A 20,751-nucleotide genomic window follows, 5' to 3' on the forward strand; every position below is an offset into this window, starting at 1 on the left:
TTTACTTATAACTCCAGTTGTTTCTTATTCTCAAGATACTGCTAGTCTTCGTAAGGAAATATCTGCATTACTAAAAAAATATGGAATTAGCAATGCTGGGTTTGAATTAAAAGTTAATTCAAACAATCAGAAAGGTGGACAAACTGCCTTTGTTATTACCAACAACTATAATTACACTGTTGTTAATGATATACCTATGTATGCGAAATATGGAATACTAGGCCTTGAAGTTAATAGCAATGCAGTCATGATACCTGCTGTTAAAACTGGGCTACCACTTTATATGAGCAATATTGTGAAAGGAGCAGGCGTTGAGATTTTTACTACTGATAATGCGTTAAACTATTGCGATTCTGTAATTACTAAGTATCCTAATTTTCCTTATGGACATTTCTGTATGTTCGTAATACTTCAACATAGAAATCCGGATAGTTCTGATTGGATTAAATATGCAAAACAAGCCATTGCATTATTTGAAATAACTACTAAGCTAGAGTTGCATAATCCTGATCACGATGTTATACTCGCTCAAATAAAGCAAAATCTTGAAGCCAATAATATAAAATATTAGTTTGCTGGAGTATGCCTGATAACAGCTAGTTCACGTCTACTAACATGATGGGCGAGATGCGCTACGCTAACATCTTTCCCAGCATATTCACAACCCTATCGTAGATGAAGAATTGGCTTATATAGTAAGGGTGGAAAATCTAAAGAAGGCGTCATACTTACATTAAGGGAACCCCATTGGGAATTAATCTAGAGAAAGACAATATTTGTAGAGTTATTAAAGTAGTAACGAAAAACAATACACTTGGAATTAAAACAAATTGAAAACGCAATAAATTTTAGCACCTCACTCGAAAACAGAAGCAAAGAAAACTTTCGAGCGTTGTTAAAGTTGCTATCAGAATTTGGAAGTATTTATCAGAAAGAGGTAAATAAGTTGCCATATCATATTAACCTCATAGACGAATTACATGTAAATGAAAATGCGCATAGTCGAATTTTTGCCAAATTGTTAAGCTATAAATCGAGTAATAAATTCCCATTCCTTGAAAGCTTTTTGAAAGAAGTTTGCAGCTTTGACCTTTGCATAGAAAAGCCAATAATAAAAAACGTTGACTCCTGTGGGCGTATTGACATTCCTATTTTTGACAATAAATATGTTGTTTTAATAGAAAATAAAGTAACTGATAAAGCCCCAGATCAAAACACAACGAACGGTGGGCAAATTGCAAGATATATAGAAACAATCAAGGACAAATACAAGAAAAAATTAGAGGATATTTATATTATTTATACTCCAAAATATACTAGGGAGCCATCTGAAGAGTCTTGGGAAAATAAAGATGGTTTTTCTTATAAAAATGCTTTTAAAAATAGATTTCGTTCACTATCGTATAGAGACAACATCTACCCATGGCTTAAAAATGAAATATTGCCAAAGGTTGATAGAGCAAATGTTTATTTACAAAGTGCAATTGAACAGTATCTTGACCATCTAGAAGGTATGTTTAGTTTAAGAATTATAAATAAATCAATGAATATGAGACTTCAAGAATTTATAAAAAAAGAATTAGGTTTAGAAGATGCAAATCCTCAAGAAGCCATCGAAATTCTGTCTGAGAAAGAAGACGAATTGACTAATGCAATAACTCAAATTCAATTACTGAAAAGTGCATACAAATTGCAAAAAGTGAAAAAACATTTTGCGGAATGGGAAAGTTTATTGAATATAGACTTCCCTAGTTTAGAGATTGTCGGAGATAAGTTTATACTTGAAAAAAATATAATAAATATAGGTGTGAATTTTTATGATGAAAATAAAAAATTTGCAACAATCGTTGAATATGAAGATTCAGAAGATTATATTTATTTTGGCGTAGGAATACATTTTGCAAGTGAAAAAAAATTTAAACCATCAAAAGCATTGCAAAAAATACTTAATGACATTGAATGGGATGGAGTAGAGGATTTTTGGTATGGATGGAAATTTACTTCATTTGAAAATGCCTATATAGATTTAAAAAATCTCATTAATCAAGTTGTTCTACTCCCCGCCAGTCCTCGCCAACTTAATCCTAGTTAAAACAATACAAAAAATAAAACCCCACTGGGCAAAATGTTAGCGTAGCGCATCTAGCCTAAACAGATAAAAGGGATTTCCTAATCCCACAAAGTGCCAAAATCCTATATGGGGGAATTTGGGGATACTCATGGGGGCATATTTCCCCCATATAGGAATTTCTTGTTGGGCTATATACCTATCTATGCCAACTTTACCTTGAAACAGGAACGAGCCAGCTTAGCTTTAGCTCTTAATCGGATGGAAGTTGGCTTAGGAAAATGATAATCCACCATCAAAATCTTATCAGTTTCTTATCAATAAACTATCATTTTACTATCATAAAACTATCATTCTATTATCAATAAGGTATCATAAAATTCACTTAAATTATAATAAAAAAAGAGGCTTTAAAAATATAAACAACTGAATATCAATGAGTTAAAAGTAAAAATAGAAGAAAGCAAAAAAAATAAAGTACCAAAAAACAACCATTTCAATTTTTCGATTAGTTCTTTAATTTCACCTGCCCAAAAGGGTTTATAGGGCGGTATTGAATTATTCAGCAAGGCAAAATGTTAGCCTTTGGCAGGTTGTTTAAAAACTTCCGGGCCTACCCAGCGGCCTACCAGCATTAATTCCTGGGTATTAAAAAAGCCCAGAACCCGCGTCTGACGCGTATTCTAGGCTTATATATGGTGGTGTGAGCCGAAACAAAATTGCTTTACTGTATTTAACTGTTTGGGTTAAACACGGTTAAAAGAAATGGATTTGAAGGGTAAGAGCTTTACCGTACTTAACTATTTGAGTTAAACACTATAAAGCAAAACGGCCTACTGGTAGTCCCCGAAAATAAATTATATAATCAGACCCTCCATTGATAGAAACAACACAAATTTTACAATTTTAATAATTTCTACAGTTTGCTTTCAGTTACCTATTAACGTGAGTTTTGGGTATTTTTTAAATAAAAATTGAAGGCAAGCATTCCAAAAAAATATATGCACGTAATCCTGCAAACAAATTCAATACAATATTTAGAGGCAGGGTAAACGCATCAAATTTTGAGAAATACGAGGTTGGCTAAGAAATCATTATCCCATCCACAAACAACCTTTTATTGTTGAGGCTGCTTTTCTTTGAGTTTTGATTTTTCAAGAGATTGGCCGCTATTTGGGTGATGTTAAATCAATATTTTTGATTTCAGGACAATTAAAAGAACCGCTTACCGGACTGCCTATAAGGGGTTTTTACCAAAAAATAAAACACCGTCCAATGGATTTCGTTGGTAGTAATTAGTTACTTTCCACACGTTAGCATAATCGAAATTCAAACTACCTCCAAAATACATTGCCACTGGATTGAAAAGAGTAATTTGAGAAATATGTATGCTCATTTCTCCAAGTTTGTTTGCAATTCTTACTGCCGCAGTAGCACCACGGCTATGACCGTAAATTTCCAATTAATCCCCTCTTTTATATCCTTCTTTCAAATATGCTATAAAATCATCGTCACAGCAACCAGTTGAACTAGTAAACATTCTACCACCTTTGCCTTCAACTAATTGTCTTAATGCAGGATTTCCGCTTGCATCAAGGCCTCCTGCACCGTAAATCCCAGCAACTGTTGTATGGGGTTTGGGTTGCGTCATTAAATGCGCCATATGGTTCAACGCACTCGTAATAATCCCCTGCCGCAGCCCATCCCAAAAGTTACCGCCAGCAATTGTGGCACTAATACCGCCACTCAAACCACCTGCCGCTATCATGGCGGCTTGCATATAATCTTTACCAAAGCCATTATATACAGTGCTATTACCGCTGCTCGCAGCAAAATTAATACCTAAAGCATTTACACCACTTGCTATAGAGGATGATACCATCCCACTAAAAAAGCCACTGCCAAAGTTGCCACCACTAGCTTGGCTTATCAGCCCACCAGTAATACCATGCATACCTGCCTCAAAAGCTGCCTTGCCAAAGGATAATTCGCTGCCAAACGCACTAGAAGCAACCGCCCCTATGCCAAAGCTGATGGCACCAGATACAGCACCTACTACAGCCGGACTTCGAATGACAAGAAATATCTCGACTAGGTGGGTTTCGTTTTTCCCTTTAAATGCAATTGCTTGAAGAAAATGTTATGGGTAACTAACCCTCCAATTCATTTTATTTAGCTGTTTTACTGTAAGTCTGTATATTTTATAATTGGAATGAAATAGTGTTAATGAATCTTTTACACGATTATTTAACAGGTTTTTGGGCATGAAAATAATTTTCAATGTGCTGTCACTAAACCTAGATTCTATAAACTCTTCCCAAGATGTGTTATCCACAACAGATGGCACCGAATCAAATGGCTTAATAATATCATGTGAACCGATATAGTTTATTGTATCAAATAAATTTCTTTTATTGGAAAGAATTTTATCACCATCCCAAATTAATTTATAATAAACTGTATCTTTCGAATTGTTTATTAGGGTTAATTTGCCATCTCCGTAGTCATATATACAGCCACACAAGAAAAGAAAAAGAATGAAAAATCCTTTTTTTATAATATTCATATTCTATTTTTTAGGTTCCAAAGGGTAACGTATTGTGAAATCAGGGGCCAAATTATTTCCGAACCACATATAAGCATAGTTATTTGCCCTTAATTCAGTCCAGTAAAAACTGTGGTTACCTCCGATACCAGTAGCCATATTAAAAATACTAGACACTCCAATGGATAAATAAAAGTTGAATAATCCTTTCCCATCAAAATTCAAATCTGGACTATGTTTATAATCTAAATAATGTCCATACTCATGCTGCATAAGGCGAGTTTCTCGATCACCATTAACACCACCACCAATAAAAATCCCTATACCTGGTAGTGTTACAGCATCATAATCTTTAAGATTATCATTTTTATAAAAATCAATTCCAGGATATAGCTTTTTATCAACATTCATTTTATGCCATTTTTGTTTCGGTTTCGGATTCGGCTGATCCTTATCTCCCTCAGCCAAATGCGCCACATGGTTCAGTGCGCTGGTTATAATCCCCTGCCGCAAACCATCCCAAAAGTTACCGCCAGCTATCGTGGCACTAATACCGCCACTCAACCCTCCTGCCGCTATCATGGCTGCTTGCATATAGTCTTTCCCAAAGCTATTATATGCGGTACTTTTTTCTGTGCTATGGCTAAAATCTATACCTAAAGCATTTACTCCACTTGCTATAGCAGATGATACCATTCCACTAAAAAAGCCACTGCCAAAGTTGCCGCCATCTGCCTGGCTTATAAGCCCGCCAGTAATGCCGTGCATACCTGCCTCGAAGGCAGCCTTGCCAAAGCTTAGCGCTTCACCAAACGCACTAGAAGCAACCGCCCCTATGCCAAAGCTGATGGCACCGGATACAGCACCTACCACAGCAGATTTGCCCATACCATACCAAAAGGGTACGCCATTAATTATATTGTTTATACCATTAGCAGTAACTGAAACCGCCGCAGCTATGGCTACTACAATTAAAAAAGGACAATGACCATCTGGGTCTATATACAATAGCGGATTGTTTCTGCCATAGCCAAATCGGTTATAGTCTTGTGTGCTAAACAGGTCTGGCAACACATCGTCGGCACTTAAAAAACGGCGCAATACGGGGTCGTACATGCGGGCATTCATATTAATAAGGCCAGCCTGCCAAAGGTGCTCATGCCCTGTATAGCCTCTATCTATCAACAGATTGGTGCTTGACCAGTTATTGTTTACATCTGCATCGGTGGTAGCCGTTCCGCTGGCATCAACCCATACTTTCAGGTTGCCCCAAGCATCAAAAAAGCGTTGTTCTACCATTGCGCCTGTGGCATCGGTAATGCCCACTATGCTACCTATCTGGTCGCGGTGCAGGTAATAATTTTTAGCCGTGCCAATACCACTACTCGTTAAGGGTTCAATTTTTATATAGTTGGCACCATAAGGGCTGCCGGTTATATAGGTAATCAGCTTGGCGGTGTTGGTACTGCTGTTTTTAATAATTTCTACCGAATAATCTGCACTATAATATTTAGTGGTTATAGTACCATTCTTGTCATCGGCAATGCTGTACCTGCCTTCCAAAATATTGTATTCAAAATTGAGCTCTTCCGTTGATGGCAGGGTAAGTTTTTCTGTGTACCTCAGTTCGTTGTAGGTGGCTGCTACAAACCCCCTATTTTTATTAACAACTATGCCGCTGATATTTAGTTTTATATTTTGAAGTAGATAATCTGCGCTGTTAAAGTTATAAAGCCCCAATTGGTCGTTACTAGTCATGCGGCCACGGTTATCATAGGTATAGTTCAGGCTTATATTTGCGCTACTTATTACATTTTCCTTGGTGGTTTCTTTGGTTAATCTATTCAATTCGTCATAAACAAAATCCTCGGTTCTATCTATTTGTTTACTATTGTTATTATCATAATATTGGCTTTCCCTTTTTGTAAGCACCCCTTTATCTATATCGTAGGTATATTTAAAATCAAAAAAAGTCTTGGAGGTTGCTGTTTTTTCGTGTTTTATTTCTGTTAAGGTGGCATTATTAGGGTCATAGGTATTATTAATGGTATACCCATTAGCATAAGTCATCTTGGTGGTTTTACCCCAAGCATTTATTTCATTTAGCTCCCATATAAGTTTAGTATTTGTGCCATCGAATTGTTTTATTAGGATGCCAGTAGTAGCATCGTACCCATTTATTATGGTAGTAGTACTGTTAAAAGTGGGCAAATTGACAGTAGAATTGTTGGTGGTTGTTTTATCTACTTTATCTACTCGACCATATTTATTGTCATCATAAGTGGTGGTGGTGGTAATAATAAAATCAGGCGTAGTTTCAACTTGCTTAATGGGTCTAGAGTAGTCACCATATTGGGTTTCATAAGAAAAACTAAGGCTACTTTTATTGACACCAGAAATTTTTATTGGCAGGTTTAGGGCGTTATAGCTATAATCGGTATAGCTAATGACTTTATCTGGATCATTTTTTATGGTTATGGTAACTTTTTCTATTAAGCCCTTATCGTTATAGGTATTAATGGTTTGCGTGCTTTTAGGGTTTGTTTCTTTGGTTAAACGACCTAAAATGTCATATTCATACGTGTAAGTGCCGATACTAGGGTCTATCTGGCTGGTTTTATTACCCCAACCATCTATTGTAAAAGTGTTCTTTATGCCTTCGTAATCGGTTTCCCTAAGTGTTCCATTAGGAAAATATCTATAATTGATAACGCCCCCATTGTCTTGCGCCCTAATGGTATGCCCCATGGCATCGATGGTTTTACTGCTTTGTTGATAACCATCGTCTACTGTTACGGTAGTGCCTTCGTAGCAAGAGCTAATTTTCTTGCCAGTAAAAGTAGTAGTAAGTATGGGCCTGTTTAGATCGTCATAGACAGTTTTGGTCCATAAAGTAGGCTTTCCCTTACCATCATCATAAAAATACGGTTCAGAATAGGCAATCTTATTACCAAGTATATCGTATTGAATTTGGCTGCACACAAAATCTTTTAAAGTTTGTGTTTTGGTCATCACCACACGGTCGAATACATCATAATAGGTATAGGATTCCGAACTTCCTAGCGGTGTTTTGTGAATATAATAAACAGCCCCTGTGGGAATAGACTGATCAATTGTGCCAATTTTCTTCGTTTCAATAGTCACAGTAAGTGGGGCGGGAGTAGATGCCAAGTCCGGGTCGGCCAAAGAGCTGCTGGTATTGATAACATTGCCCCAATTATCATAGGAATATAACTTTGTATAGCCCAAAGGAGATACTTCTTTAGTTACTTTACCTGTTGCATCATAATCCGCTTTGGTAGTAAGACCGTCAGGCGTGGTGGTCGACGTTACAAACCTATTAGAATTATCATAGTTATAGGCAGTGGTTAAAGAAATAGTATTTGCATTATCTGTGACTGTTTTTTTAGTTACATTCCCATATTTATCATAAACATAACTTGTTTTTATAGATTGTGAATTATCATCATTGTATTTAGTAACAGATTTAGGTAACCCATTAGCAGCATCATAGCTTGTAACATCAAGGGTAGAAAAGCTAAGCCCGTCCTTATAAATAGTAGTGCTGTTTTTTGTTATTTTACCATCAAAAAAAGGTGCGCTTGCGTTGGGGTTGTTCGCATTTTCGTATTCATAACTGCTAACTGATGAGCCAATATCGTTAAAATTGGTATAAACTGTTTTAAGTTTATATCCATTGTTGTCGTCGTAAATATATTTCTTACTGCTGTTTATTTTTTTTAAGTCATCAACCGAAAACACATCAGTTGCTAGGGTAAGTTCTTGCTTTTGCCCCACACCCAATTTCGCAAATTTTTGATAATTAGTAGTGGTGGTGGTAAGAAAATTGGCAAGCCCCCCATAAGTGCTGCTTACAACCGCATTATCGTAGAATGGGTCTTTGGTTAATATGGTCCATAATACTGTTGTTGTAGGGTGTTTAATTCTAATAGCTGCGGCTGCCCCTGTACCAATCTTCTCCGATTCGTAAGCATCTGAACTAAAGCATTTTTGAAAACCAATATAGCCCTTGCCATCAAAATTTTGAATTGCATTTTGGTATCTATACTCCTTGGTTAAAATTTGAGTGTTATTATTAAAAAGGGTATGTATTTTACCCACTAGATATACACTCGGATTTTTTCTGTGCACATAAAAGGGGTATTCTAAATTTAATTGAGGCTGGTATATGTAAGTAACTTCGCCAGCATTGGGGCCATCTCCCCTATAAGACCCCAACCGGTCAATCATATTCCTATACTCTATTTTTTGCACTATCCCAGAGCCATTATCAACCTGTTGAATCTCTTTTTCCAAAAAATTGCTGTTGTCAATGGTAAGTTTAATGTTTCTAGCTAGAATAGGGTCGTGTATAAATAGGCCTACATTAGAAACATTTAGTTTATCAAAATCAATTTTAGGCAAAATAAGGGAGAAAGGGGAAAATGGAATTTTCTCAATAGACGTTTTGGCAGATGTTAAAGCACTAAAAGTTTGTACATTGTTGTTTGTTGTATTCTCGAAAAAGGAAATACTATTTACAATACTTGAGTTAGCTATATTCGGCAAATCATCAACAAGAAGGTAAGCAATGGTGCCATTGTTATTATAAACAGCCTTACCAATTTTATTGAAAATAATAATATCAGATTTGCCGTCATTATTAAAATCAGTAACAATAATATTGTGCGTTGCATACCTAGTATAATTATAATTATCTGGTTTTCCATTCCAAAACTTATCCCACCAGGATGATTCACTTATATTGTTGTTCTGCGCCGATTTTAAATAAGCAATTTTTTGGGCGGTAAAATCTTTGTCAGAAACAAGATACTGGGTGCCTGTGGCGGTGTACATTTTCCAAAGGAGTTTTTCACTCTCCATTTGTTGGTACTTTTGGGCCATATCCGAGCCATCCCCATTATCATTAGACGGTATTTCATATACTTTATTTGGGGTAATAAAATCAGTAAGTCCATCCCCATTGAAATCACCAAAAAATAACGGCGTATTTTTAGTAAAGTTACTTAAAGTAATATTTTGTAAACTATTAAAAAGCGTTATTTTACTTTTTAATAAATCTATTTTATAAACCGAATAAGAAAATTTAACCCTATCTACCACCATCAATTCAGGTAAACCATCACCATCCAATTCTACAGGATAAATTTCTTTATCATAAAACTTTTCAGTTCCTTCGTATAGTACAGTAGCATCTACAGTAGCAGACTTATTTTGGTTTCCAATATCCAAGAAATAAATGCGATTTTTCCGGGCAAGGTTTTCGTTTTCAATGACTAAAAAATCAGTTAACCCATCATTATTAAAATCTCCTTGCAAAAATTTCCGCTTAGATTCATCCCTAAAAGATTGAGGCGAGTTTTTAGCACCCATATTTTTTTGGTTATAGCCACTTTTAACTTCTGTTTTTATTTCAGTTACACCTCCAGTTTGTAAATCTTTGATATTAAAAATTAGGTAATCGTGCAAACTTTGTAAATCTTGCGAACCATATGTTGCAACCGTTCCTGTATATTGTTCATTTACAATAATCAATTGGTCATCTTGCGTAACGGTGTTGCTGGCACTAAGTATTTTGCCAGAGAAAAGCTTGGTATCCGCATCATTTTTTATAGCTCCCAAATTAATATGATTGTTCAACTCGTAGCTAGCCCCTGCCTTTATTTGATAAATTGGTGTATTTTCTTGGGAAGAGAAGTTGCTATAATAGCCAGAAGTAACAGCACCTAATCCAGTGGTATAATAGGGTATTTTTATAGCCCCATCAATATTTAAGGTGGCGTTACCCTGAGATTGTACCCCATTATAATCAAATGTTAATCCATTAGGTAGTGGGTTCCCCGCTTTATTGTAAAGTTGAATACCAACAAGCCTTTCGGTGGTATTGTTCTGGATGTGGTCGTATATTAAAGAATAAGTACGCTCTGCACTACTCGCATCCATATAACCGACAGTTATTTTACTTAATACTTTATCGGTAACATAATTAATGCCCCTTGAGTAAGCAGTTAAAGGTGTATTCCTATTAGCGTAGTTGAATTTTATATAGTATTTGTCGGTAGTTATGTCTTTACCCCCATAAGATATTTTTTCTAAATAGGGTACATAACGAGTAACGATTCCATTGTTAGTTAAATCGGCTATTAATGTGTAGGTATAATGAATTTCATTGCCAAGCGCGTCTGAAATGGTAGATATATAATAGTTGCCATTTGATTGTAAATTCTTGTATTTAGAAATCTTCCCATCGGGGAATTGTACAATAAAAGGATAGTCTGTCGAAAAATCTTTTGTTACTTTAATAGTAGAAAATTTCTGCGTTACAAAGGTATTAGATTCCGCTCCTGGTACCAGCCTTTGCCCATCAAGGTAAAAGGGATCACTTCCATCGTTTTGCGCCCCAATGGTCATTCCATCAATTGCTTTACTTTTACCCCCGATGGTAATCATAGAAAGCCCTGTTATATTCCAGCCCCAGCCAGCCATGCCATTACCACTTTGGCTGTTATAAGTCAATGAGATATTGGGTTGAAAACTATTAACCCCTTTTTCCACCTCAATGGGTAATACATAATTAAGCGCACCCACATCCGACACGCTTAGTTCCCCTTTTATTGAAGGTAAATAATCATCTGAATTGCTTGTTGTTCCAAATGTGGTTATGTTTGTAGGGCTTTGTGGAGTTTTTTTAGCATATCCATTTGTGCTATATCCTAATGGGATGTTGATGGTGGTTTGGGCCCATGAACACGAAATGGTAGCATATATTACTGACAACCAAAGTAGAATTGATATTTTTCTAGGCATTTTCATTTAAAATTTTAAAATGTATTTAGTAATGGCTTGTCCGGTGGTTAGTGTGAACAAAGCTTTATAACTCGAAGTAGTAATACTAGTAAACGTACACGAAAATGGATTGCTAATGTTTGTGGCATCAGGATAATACAAGATACAATTTCCTAAATAGTCGCTAATAAGTATACTACTTATTTTACCTATTGCGCTTCCTTTCCAAGCAACACTAACCTTCGAATTTTTTGTAGGGTTTGGATAAACAATTATATCGTTGCTAATGGCTTGTAATATATCTGGTGTAAAGTTAGTTGATGGGCCAGGAGGTGTAACTATGCTGCAATTAGTTGTAATGCCTGTTCCATCTCCAGCATTATCATAGTTAAAACAAATACTAATAGGGGTTTGTCCATAACTATAGGTAGAGGGCTGTTGACTCGATTTTAGTATGCTATTAGAACAGCTGTTATTTAAAATATTGGCTATATTCTCGTAATAGTTAAGATAAGCATAATTTGTTTGATAAAAAAAGCTTACTAAGTCATCATAGATTTGTGTAGGAATAGTAACGGATGCAGGTAAGGATAAGGGATTAGGCCTATCATATATAAGGGAATTGCTATTATTATATTGTAATGACTTTACTTTATAAAAATCGGCAGGATGTTGAGCAATGTCATTAATAAAATTTGAAGCTGGTTCATCTGAAAAACCCCATCCAAATACATTACCGTTTAAATTAGAAACAACACGTTCACAACTGGTATTATGCAATCTCTGTCCTAGAGAAACACGACCATATCTATTTCTTAGCATAAAATCTGACTGGTAAATTACCTGGTCAGGCGAATATTTAAGATGATCTGTCAACTGAAAAAAATCTAAGAAATCTGTGTAAGCCGTATGGCTTTGGTAAGTTACTACCATTAGCTGCCCCGACTTAATTATCTTGTCGGGCAAGTAAAATTTAAACGACTTGCCACTAATAAACCAATCAGATAAATTTATATCCTTATCGCTGTAATTATATAATTCAATAAACTCCCCCAAATGATGTCTTTTAGTTTCATAACGATTTACTTGTAGCATTTCGTTAAAGGGTGTATTATAATAAACTTCTGTTATACTTATTTGTGATATTGCAGGGTTATAAAACCAAAACATTAAAACAAATAGTATAAAAGTGTTTTTTAATATCAATGGTTGAAAAACTAATTCGTCTTGGATTTTTTCCATAGTTAATTATTTTGCAGATAGCTTATATGTTATTTATTCTCTTTATTAAGTTTTGTAAATGAATAGGTTTCTCATCAAGTCGCCCACTATTCAATGCGGCCAAAGACCTTGTCATCTCTTCAGGGTCATTTACATATTCATAAGGCATTTTAGCAATAGCCACAATTTTTTTTGCATTATTTGCTTGCCGAGATTGTTGGTAATATTGCGCAGCCAGGATATTTACCTTATCTATCATGTGGGAGTTAGTTACAGAACCAAGTTTATCACACAACTTTAGGATGTTTTGTCTAGCCAGTACAAGTTGATTATTGTTTAGGTTAAGTTTTACCCTCCGAATATTGCTTTCCAATTGCTCACCGAAATTTGAAGCTTTGGCATCCAGAAAAGTCAAAAGGTTTTCAAATGTGTGATTAGATTTCTTTCCCATATTATTATTCAAAGCCAGCATTTGCGCATCAAATAAAGATATTGCAGACCAAAAAGTTTGCTTTTTATCATGATTATTTACTTCTACATTCAATAATAAATCATACCTTTTTTTATACTTGGATAATCTTCTTACTTGCCCTAGAAAAAAGCAATCCTGGCTATCTACATTACTGATATATTCCAATGATTTGTCTAAAGCCTTTGCGTGATTTTTGTCTTTTATGTGTTTACTGCAAATTAATTTATAATGCTCCCTAATGGGCAGGCTTCTATTTACATCAGGACTTTTTATTAATAAAGCGTTTAACTTTTTCTCTAATGCAGGCGCACCAACCTTTTCAAACCTATGTTTATGTTTTTGTTTTTCATTGCTATTAAAGGATATAATTTCCTTGTTATTCCTTGGGTTTATATTGTCAGCCTTTGCCTCTAATAATCTGATTACTCTACTTCTATTACCATTTTGGGTAGGGTTTTTAATGTCAGAATATTTTTTGTACTCTTTACCAACTTGAGGTAAAAGTGCTACATCGAAATTAATTTTACGCAGAACTACTTTATTGCCCAAACTAGCTTTCAAATATTCTTTGTTTAATGCCTGCTTAATATCTTTATTATCTGGGTTAGCGCTTGCCGCAATTTGAAGCATATTTACAACATCAACACTTTTGTTTAAATTACTTTTTTGCGATAGAATTGTTTTTCTATACCCATTGTAAACCCTTATTTCCTGTGGGTACAATTTAATTAATTGCTCATAAACTGCTATAGCTTTAGAAAACTTTTCCTTCTTTCTAAAATCTGCGGCCTTTTTTAAAAGGGCAGGTAAACTCTCGTCAGTTTCCATACCTTCAATCGCTTTGACAACATTAGAAAAAACAAAGGACGGAACAAATAAGGAACATGCACTTAACAGGCTACTTTGGATAAATTTTGTTCTGGAAATCATACTAATTAGGTAAGGTAAATTAAAAAAATAAAGGGAAGATAGGTTATATTTCCTATATTGTTTGATCTCTACGATAATTTCTGTGTTGGACTTCCCTTTACGATACAAATAAACAATAATTTATTGAAACTGAAAAATTTTTTTTATTAATTAATGCTTAGAGCCTGTTTAAATTTAGTTCTTTAGATTCACCAGTCTATCCTTTTTGGCATTTATTGAATAAAAATACGAATAATTCGTCCTAGCAATATAAAACATAGTTATATGATATACTTATAAAAAGACATTTTTTATACGGTATTTTTTTGCAGTTTTTACGCAAATTTTTTTGCAGTTTTTACGCAACGTGTAGGCTACTGTGTCCCTATGGGCTATTTTAAATAACCCACCAAAATGAGGTTTGAATATTTTTACAACTACAAATTTGCTTGATTTTATTCAAGAAGCATAGCTATTTGTATTCCCTTTCTATTAGTGTTTTGGTATTTTTACTCCAAACAACCCGACCAAACATGAAAATTATCCTGCTCGTTATCCTCTCCTCCCATTTATGCATATCCTTTTCATTTGGCCAAGGCACAACTTTCACAAAGGCAGATATTGAAGCTTTGGCAAATTTTATTGAAAGCCAACAACTCCCCAATGGGGCCATAAAGTTTTCCAAATCACCCGAAGTGGGTGGCAAATTCCTGGTGAACCCTTATTTCAACCATATTGCATGCCTTGGCTTGTTGGAATCCAGTAACACAGCGAAGTGCCAGGTCATTAAGAAATGGTTGGCTTGGTATATCAACCACTTTGACGAAAGGGGGCTTGCATACAATTATTATTACAATGACCCTATTGATCCTACCCAAGATTCCCTTTGCTTAAAACCGGATTCCTGTAAATTGATTGATGCAGAGGACAGCTACCTTGCCTTGTTTTGGGATTTATTATATCAATATTACCGTGTATCACAAGACAAGTCAATTTTTACGGGGTCTTTGGACACAGTTTTGCAATCGGGGGCAAAATATTTAAAGGATAGTTTAATGCAACCTGATAACTTGTCAATTGCAAAACCCAGTTATGCAATCAAATTTCTAATGGATAACAGCGAGATTTACAAAGGGCTGCTGAGCCTGTCCTTGATAGAAGGGGAAATATATAACCATGGGGCAGAGGCAGATTCCCTTGATACCCTTGCGCAGCGGGTAAAACAATCAATTCAGACAAAATTATACCCTGGCTCAAAATTATATTATCACAGTTTGGATATCAATGGTAGGGCTACCTATGTTGACCCCACCAAATGGTATGATAGCAGTGGGATTGTCGCTATAATTTGGCCACAGTTATTTGAAATAGAAACCACTGTCAGTCCTATTTCCGTTTACCAAAGGAAAGCCCTTAATAAAAAATTCCCCTATTGGACATCCTTCAGTTATTACCCAAAAATGGATGATTACACTTGGCCATCCATTGGCTACGCATTTTCAAAGGCAGGCGACACTGCAAATGGTTTCAAGCATACAGACAACATAAACAAAATTTTTGTGGCCAATAACTTTGATAGTCCCTGTACAGTTTCTGATGCAGGTTGGTTGATTATGAATATGGCAATACGTTTTCCGCCAGAAAAGAAAGCTATTCATAAACGAAAAGTGGTTTCCAAGAATTGATTTAAATGCTAATAAAACTCCTGAAGTCAATATAAGTGAGGAAGTTACAATAATTCATTAACCTTATGTAATCACCTATATCTAACCAGGAATAAATTTTTTGTGATGCTTAATGGAATTTTGAAGCATCGGATATAAATCTTGTATGAAGTTCCGTGTATTATCCAAAACTGTTAGTGTAAAAAAGTCGATGTCTAGCTGGGGTGCCGAAGGAGGAAAAAAAGTCGAGCCGGGAATCTTTACTTTATATGTAAAACCATCTGACGATAAATTCATAGAATACCCATGAATAAAACGATTACGAAGTTGATTTATTATTAATAAATGAGATTTAAAATAAGATTCGTATTTATTCAAGCATTGATAAAGTTTATCGTTGCCTCGATAACCTAAACTTATCAAAAGTTTAAGGTAATTAAGATAGTCATTCAGTGGGGTACTTATCGGTGGTTTTTCTTTAGTATGAATAATAATTTTTTTTAAAATAACCTCTGAAAGCGCAACAATGTTTTCATAAATTGAAGCAATCGTCAATATGAAATTTTGAAAATTCATATCTGTAATCTCCTTATAAAATATTTTGTCATCGCATTTATAAATATATTTAAAAGTTGTTGTAATGTCAGTGAAAGTACAATCCATTTTGTAAGGAAGAGATGAAGGGTTTCCACTAAGTATATCATGCCCTACATTTTCAATGTAAGCAAAATAAATCATTTCGCATTTCCTAAACTTAGTTTCTATACTAAGAAGTATCTCTGAAATTGTACTTAATTCTACTTTTAACTTAGCATTAATCAACTCATTTATATCAAGCACTTTTGAAGCGATAATTTTCCGCTGCACAGTTGTTAATAATGATGTCCGTATTGAAACAAATGAAGTAAGGTTTACATTTTTTTCTACCATGTTAAATTAGTTCTATCTGATGAACGATCAATATCTGCATCAACTGTTTTTAAAACATCCTTTAAAAATTTTGTAGCAGGCATATATTCAGGCAAATTACTTATTTTAAGGCGTAATAGATTTTGCAAGTCAATATCAACTTGGAATGGTTGGCCCGCAATTCCAGATTTAACCCCTGATATAGTAATAGCGAAGTAACATTCCTGCCTGATTGACTGGTATAGATCAGTATTAGACTCACTAATATCATTTGCAATCGTATAAGCTTCAATAACTATATCCAATAGATGGTCATCCTTTATATGGAATATTGTTAAGGTGTCAATAATTCTATCTACTCCGATGCCCATTTCCTTATTTGAGCGGATATGGTATAAATACCAAGGCATAATTTCCAAAGTAATTGCATTGCTCGGCCTTAGATATTCAAGCATATTTTTTGCATAAAACAAATGCCCTCCTTTACCATCAAGTGTCAAATACCACTCTAGTGCCATTTTGAACATTTCAATTTTATAGTCTTTACAGTTATCAAAGAGATGTGAATGTTCGCCATGTGGAACAAAATCATATCCTATTAACGTTTTTTGACTAACCACTATGTTTTTTTTATACTCATATCGTTGGGTAAAATAGTCAAATACTGGCCTTATCCCTATAAAACACAAAGCAAGGTTGACACATTTTTCAAGTTCATAAGTCAAATTAAAACGATGGGTATGATTTAAAACAAGATTTGTAATCAATGAAGGATTGGCTGTTTTATTATCAGATAGCCAAATAAAGAACATTTCTGCTTCCTTTTGTCTAGCTCGTTTTAAAAAATCAATGCAAACCTCATAAGATTGGGTATAACCTGCAGCAATTAAGCTTTGTAAACCACTAGCTAAGTTATAATTATTATCATTGTTTTTTTTATTAAAAACATTCAAAATAACGTCAATATCATTTTCACATATATCTGTAAATCCAGGAACGCGGCGTCCATAAATGGAGAGCAATATATTGTCGACATCACTTGAATTTAATTTCTGAAGTGCCTTTATCTCAGACCAATAAAAATCATGGTCCTTGAAAATGTAATATGCTCCAGAAAGAATAGAACCTGCGTATAAATTAAAAATGCTTGGAGAGGTTTCGTACATTTTATAATATAGTTTCTTAGCATATGTTGGGTATTTTTCAATAAGTCTATCCAAAAAGAGATTGAAATAATAAGACGAATATTGTTGGGGCATTAGATATTGAATGATACTTTCTACAATTTCTTCAATATCATATTCAATAATCAAATCATCACAATTCTTTCTAATAGTTTCTTCTTTATCATGCCTCTGCATAATACCAATTTCTGACCTGGAAAAAAGCTGCGAAAGTTTTTCGGTAAGATTTCTAGGCTTGAGTTTTGCATCAACAGCCTTGATGAATGGAAGAAATTCTATTGCGATTCCCCATTGCTGAAACCAAAACAGTTTTTCTTTAATCTCGTTTTTTTCCAACAAGTTAAACTCATGAGCATTTTTTTCAAGAAAATTTAATACAATTTTAATCTCATCATTGTTATGATAGGGATTACTGTTTCGTTGTGTTGAAAGAATACTTCTTGGAATATCTAACAGACATTTTAAAACTTCAATTTTAAAAGTATCTTCATTTTCCAAAGTATATAATATAGTTAATGTGTCGGTAATATTCCTGCGTAATTTTTTTACTGCCCGACTTGATGGCAAGTAATATGTTGTAATATTCAAGGACATTTGGTCGGTAGCACTAATATCAGTTATTGTAAATTCTAAGTTTAACCATGATTTTAAAACTACTAGCCCAAAAGACAATTCTTTCGAAGTAAATGTGTTCAGCCTATTATTAAATTCTTTCAAAAAAAATTGTTGCCGTAAAAAATTGAATTCTTCAATTACATCTTTTCTGCTGAATGCATACACATTTGCAATTTTATTTTCATAAGTAAGGTTATATAAACGTAAAACTTTGCGAAAACTAAAGTCATAATATTCTGGCAGTGTCGCCAAGAATGAAAGCATTTGCACTATTTTAGTTAACGTTGAATAATTGAAAAGATTATGATTTACATAATTTTCTTTATAATCCTTATAAATTATATGTTGTTCATTCGATAGTGCTTCCAAATATATTAAAATTGTATTTTTAGCAACATCGGGCTTAAAACCAACAATATTATTAACCGTTGTTAATACTCGGTTAACTATTTCTATTTGAGAAGTATCTTTAATAAGTAAAGAGTAAACATTTAATATTTCTTCCAAAAATTTTCCATTAGGATCGCCGACCTCGTCAACACTACTTAGATTTATGATTATGTTATCAAGAAATTGAACAAAATCTCCAATATAATTGGCTACTTCTTCTCGATTGATCTGGGACAATAAGATATCACTATAATAATCTGGTTTAATGCATTGCTCATACCTACCATCCACAAAATTGTTTTCTACAAGTAACTTTAACGCTAATGATGCCTCATTGGTATCAACCTTATGTAAGTCAGCAAGTTTTTTTACAACTTCGTTGTCATTATAATTGAATGGTTCGATTAATACTATCTGTTGTAGAAAATGTTTGATTTTAATTAATGACCAACCTGTTTTTTCTGTTACTAAATTATAATAACGTTCAAAGTAGTTGCCAACATATTCCTTTACAAAATCATTTTTTCTGATCATAGGAATAGACAATCCTTTTTGAATGGCATTAAGGATTGCAACAATAAGTATAGGTTTTCCATATGAAATTTCTATCAAGTTCGAAATAAGATTAAAGTAATAACCACTGTTGATATAACTTAAAAATAATCTTTCCGTATCGGCCCTTGTTAATGGACCTAATTTAATAGCTGGCAATGATGCTTTATCATATTCTTTTAATAAGGTTAATGACTTAAACGCATCAAGGTTACGTGCCGTCAAAACCAATTTAATTTTATTTTTCGCCCCAATACATAACGAACGAATATCAGAAATCACTTCCGGCTGATAATTATGAGCATCATCAATAAAAACAATATAGTTCCTTCCCCCCAAGAGAGATCTATTTAGTTTATCAAAATCTATATTTCGATTCAGAAGCACCAAAGCAGACCAATCATCCAAACTATCAATTTTTGTCTTAAAAAACTCTAAAACTAGCCTTGTTTTGCCAATACCAGCCTCTCCAGTGATTATTAACATTGGTTGATCACCATTTAAGAATTGGCTAAGACTTTGTAAGTCAACATCTCGTGCTACAAAAAGATTATTTAGACTGCCAGGTGAAAAGTCGTTTTTTTCTAGGTTAAGTTTAAATACATTCCTGTAATCTTGTAGTTGCGCTGTATTGAAGCCGTCCTGTAACCACAATCGTAGTAGTGGGTGCTGTAAATAAAGATTATATAACTTAGCCCCATCCCAAATCAAACAAGTACATTTTTTTTTCAAATGGTTAAGTTCTTCATCAAAAGTTTGTTTTAAATCAGAAAATTCTTGTGGTAAAAGTTCGATATTTGTAAGTAATACATAATAGTTTTCATCGTTTAAATCTGAAAGCTCAGATTTCACTTTACTTTTAAGTCCCCTATAATTTTCTATTCTTGATCCTTGTCTAAACTTATATTGAAATCTCCAATTTCCTTGTAAATCAAGATAAGAGCCAGAAAACAACCCATCAATTCCCCCATCTTTTCCAGATGCAGAAAATGGTTGATATTTTTTGCCAAATTCAAAAGTCAATAAGGCATTACAAAAGATGGTAAAATCTTCATGATTATAATTAGCCCAGTTAATCTTATCCATATTATGTGTTTAACAGTCAATCGAAGATATATTTGTTTACTAACTTAATATCGAAAGTCCCATTAAATAACAACAATAATTGTTAAGTCAGATTATACTGTTTAGAAATTATAAATACAATGAATAACGAATTTTAATTTGCTAAATGTAAAAATTGGTCCCAGTAGAAACCGGGGCCGCAACCAAAACTAACAATATAAAAATAGGAAAAAATACCTTCTGGCAAAATGAATAGTGATATATAAAAGAAATCTTTTCTCATGGAATACCTAAATAAATTTTATTATCCTTTCCTTTTACTTATCACCCTTGCCTTTATTTGTTTCCTC

The 20,751-nt window shown here is 34.1% G+C and carries 11 protein-coding genes; 3 read left to right on the forward strand and 8 right to left on the reverse strand.

Going from position 1 to position 20,751, the window contains the following annotated elements; translation table 11 throughout:
* Both ACHFIY_RS04765 and ACHFIY_RS04770 read left to right on the forward strand, forming a co-directional pair.
* Nucleotides 1–571, forward strand: a 571-nt coding sequence (locus tag ACHFIY_RS04765; protein WP_410844923.1) for a hypothetical protein, incomplete at its 5' end; no start/stop codon positions are given.
* Between the two features lie 243 nt (nt 572–814).
* Nucleotides 815–2,092 carry a PD-(D/E)XK nuclease family protein gene (locus ACHFIY_RS04770; RefSeq protein ID WP_410844924.1) on the forward strand — a complete coding sequence of 426 codons (1,278 nt, stop codon included), beginning with the start codon at nt 815–817 and terminating at the stop codon, nt 2,090–2,092.
* 1,213 nt (nt 2,093–3,305) lie between these two features.
* On the opposite strand, the gene ACHFIY_RS04775 is transcribed toward ACHFIY_RS04770, so the two are convergent.
* From ACHFIY_RS04775 to ACHFIY_RS04800, 6 genes are all read right to left on the reverse strand, one after another.
* Nucleotides 3,306–3,530, reverse strand: coding sequence for a hypothetical protein (locus ACHFIY_RS04775; protein ID WP_410844925.1), 225 nt, complete (start codon nt 3,528–3,530; stop codon nt 3,306–3,308).
* The gene (locus ACHFIY_RS04780) at nt 3,531–4,022 is read right to left on the reverse strand and encodes a hypothetical protein (RefSeq protein ID WP_410844926.1); all 492 of its coding nucleotides are present in this window, start codon (nt 4,020–4,022) and stop codon (nt 3,531–3,533) included.
* 186 nt (nt 4,023–4,208) lie between these two features.
* A complete protein-coding gene (locus ACHFIY_RS04785) occupies nt 4,209–4,634 on the reverse strand; it encodes a hypothetical protein (RefSeq protein ID WP_410844927.1) in 426 nt (141 codons plus the stop codon).
* A gap of 3 nt (nt 4,635–4,637) precedes the next feature.
* Nucleotides 4,638–11,441, reverse strand: a complete 6,804-nt coding sequence (locus ACHFIY_RS04790; protein WP_410844928.1) for an RHS repeat-associated core domain-containing protein — start codon at nt 11,439–11,441, stop codon at nt 4,638–4,640.
* 6 nt (nt 11,442–11,447) lie between these two features.
* Entirely contained in the window at nt 11,448–12,662 is a 1,215-nt protein-coding gene (locus ACHFIY_RS04795; RefSeq protein ID WP_410844929.1) for a lamin tail domain-containing protein, read from the reverse strand.
* A 22-nt stretch (nt 12,663–12,684) separates the two neighbouring features.
* Nucleotides 12,685–14,043, reverse strand: coding sequence for a tetratricopeptide repeat protein (locus ACHFIY_RS04800; RefSeq protein ID WP_410844930.1), 1,359 nt, complete (start codon nt 14,041–14,043; stop codon nt 12,685–12,687).
* A 512-nt stretch (nt 14,044–14,555) separates the two neighbouring features.
* Here ACHFIY_RS04800 and ACHFIY_RS04805 point away from each other — a divergent pair.
* A complete protein-coding gene (locus ACHFIY_RS04805) occupies nt 14,556–15,707 on the forward strand; it encodes a hypothetical protein (protein WP_410844931.1) in 1,152 nt (383 codons plus the stop codon).
* Nucleotides 15,708–15,788: 81 nt separating this feature from the next.
* Here ACHFIY_RS04805 and ACHFIY_RS04810 read toward each other — a convergent pair whose 3' ends face one another.
* Together ACHFIY_RS04810 and ACHFIY_RS04815 are read right to left on the reverse strand one after the other, a co-directional pair.
* Nucleotides 15,789–16,616, reverse strand: coding sequence for a hypothetical protein (locus tag ACHFIY_RS04810; protein ID WP_410844932.1), 828 nt, complete (start codon nt 16,614–16,616; stop codon nt 15,789–15,791).
* Nucleotides 16,610–20,422: a hypothetical protein gene (locus ACHFIY_RS04815; RefSeq protein ID WP_410844933.1), complete on the reverse strand. Its 3,813-nt coding sequence runs from the start codon at nt 20,420–20,422 to the stop codon at nt 16,610–16,612. Before ACHFIY_RS04815 ends, ACHFIY_RS04810 begins: the two co-directional genes overlap by 7 nt.
* Nucleotides 20,423–20,751 lie beyond the last annotated feature (329 nt).

The organism is Parasediminibacterium schistidii (assembly GCF_046546515.1).
Classification (GTDB): domain Bacteria; phylum Bacteroidota; class Bacteroidia; order Chitinophagales; family Chitinophagaceae; genus Parasediminibacterium.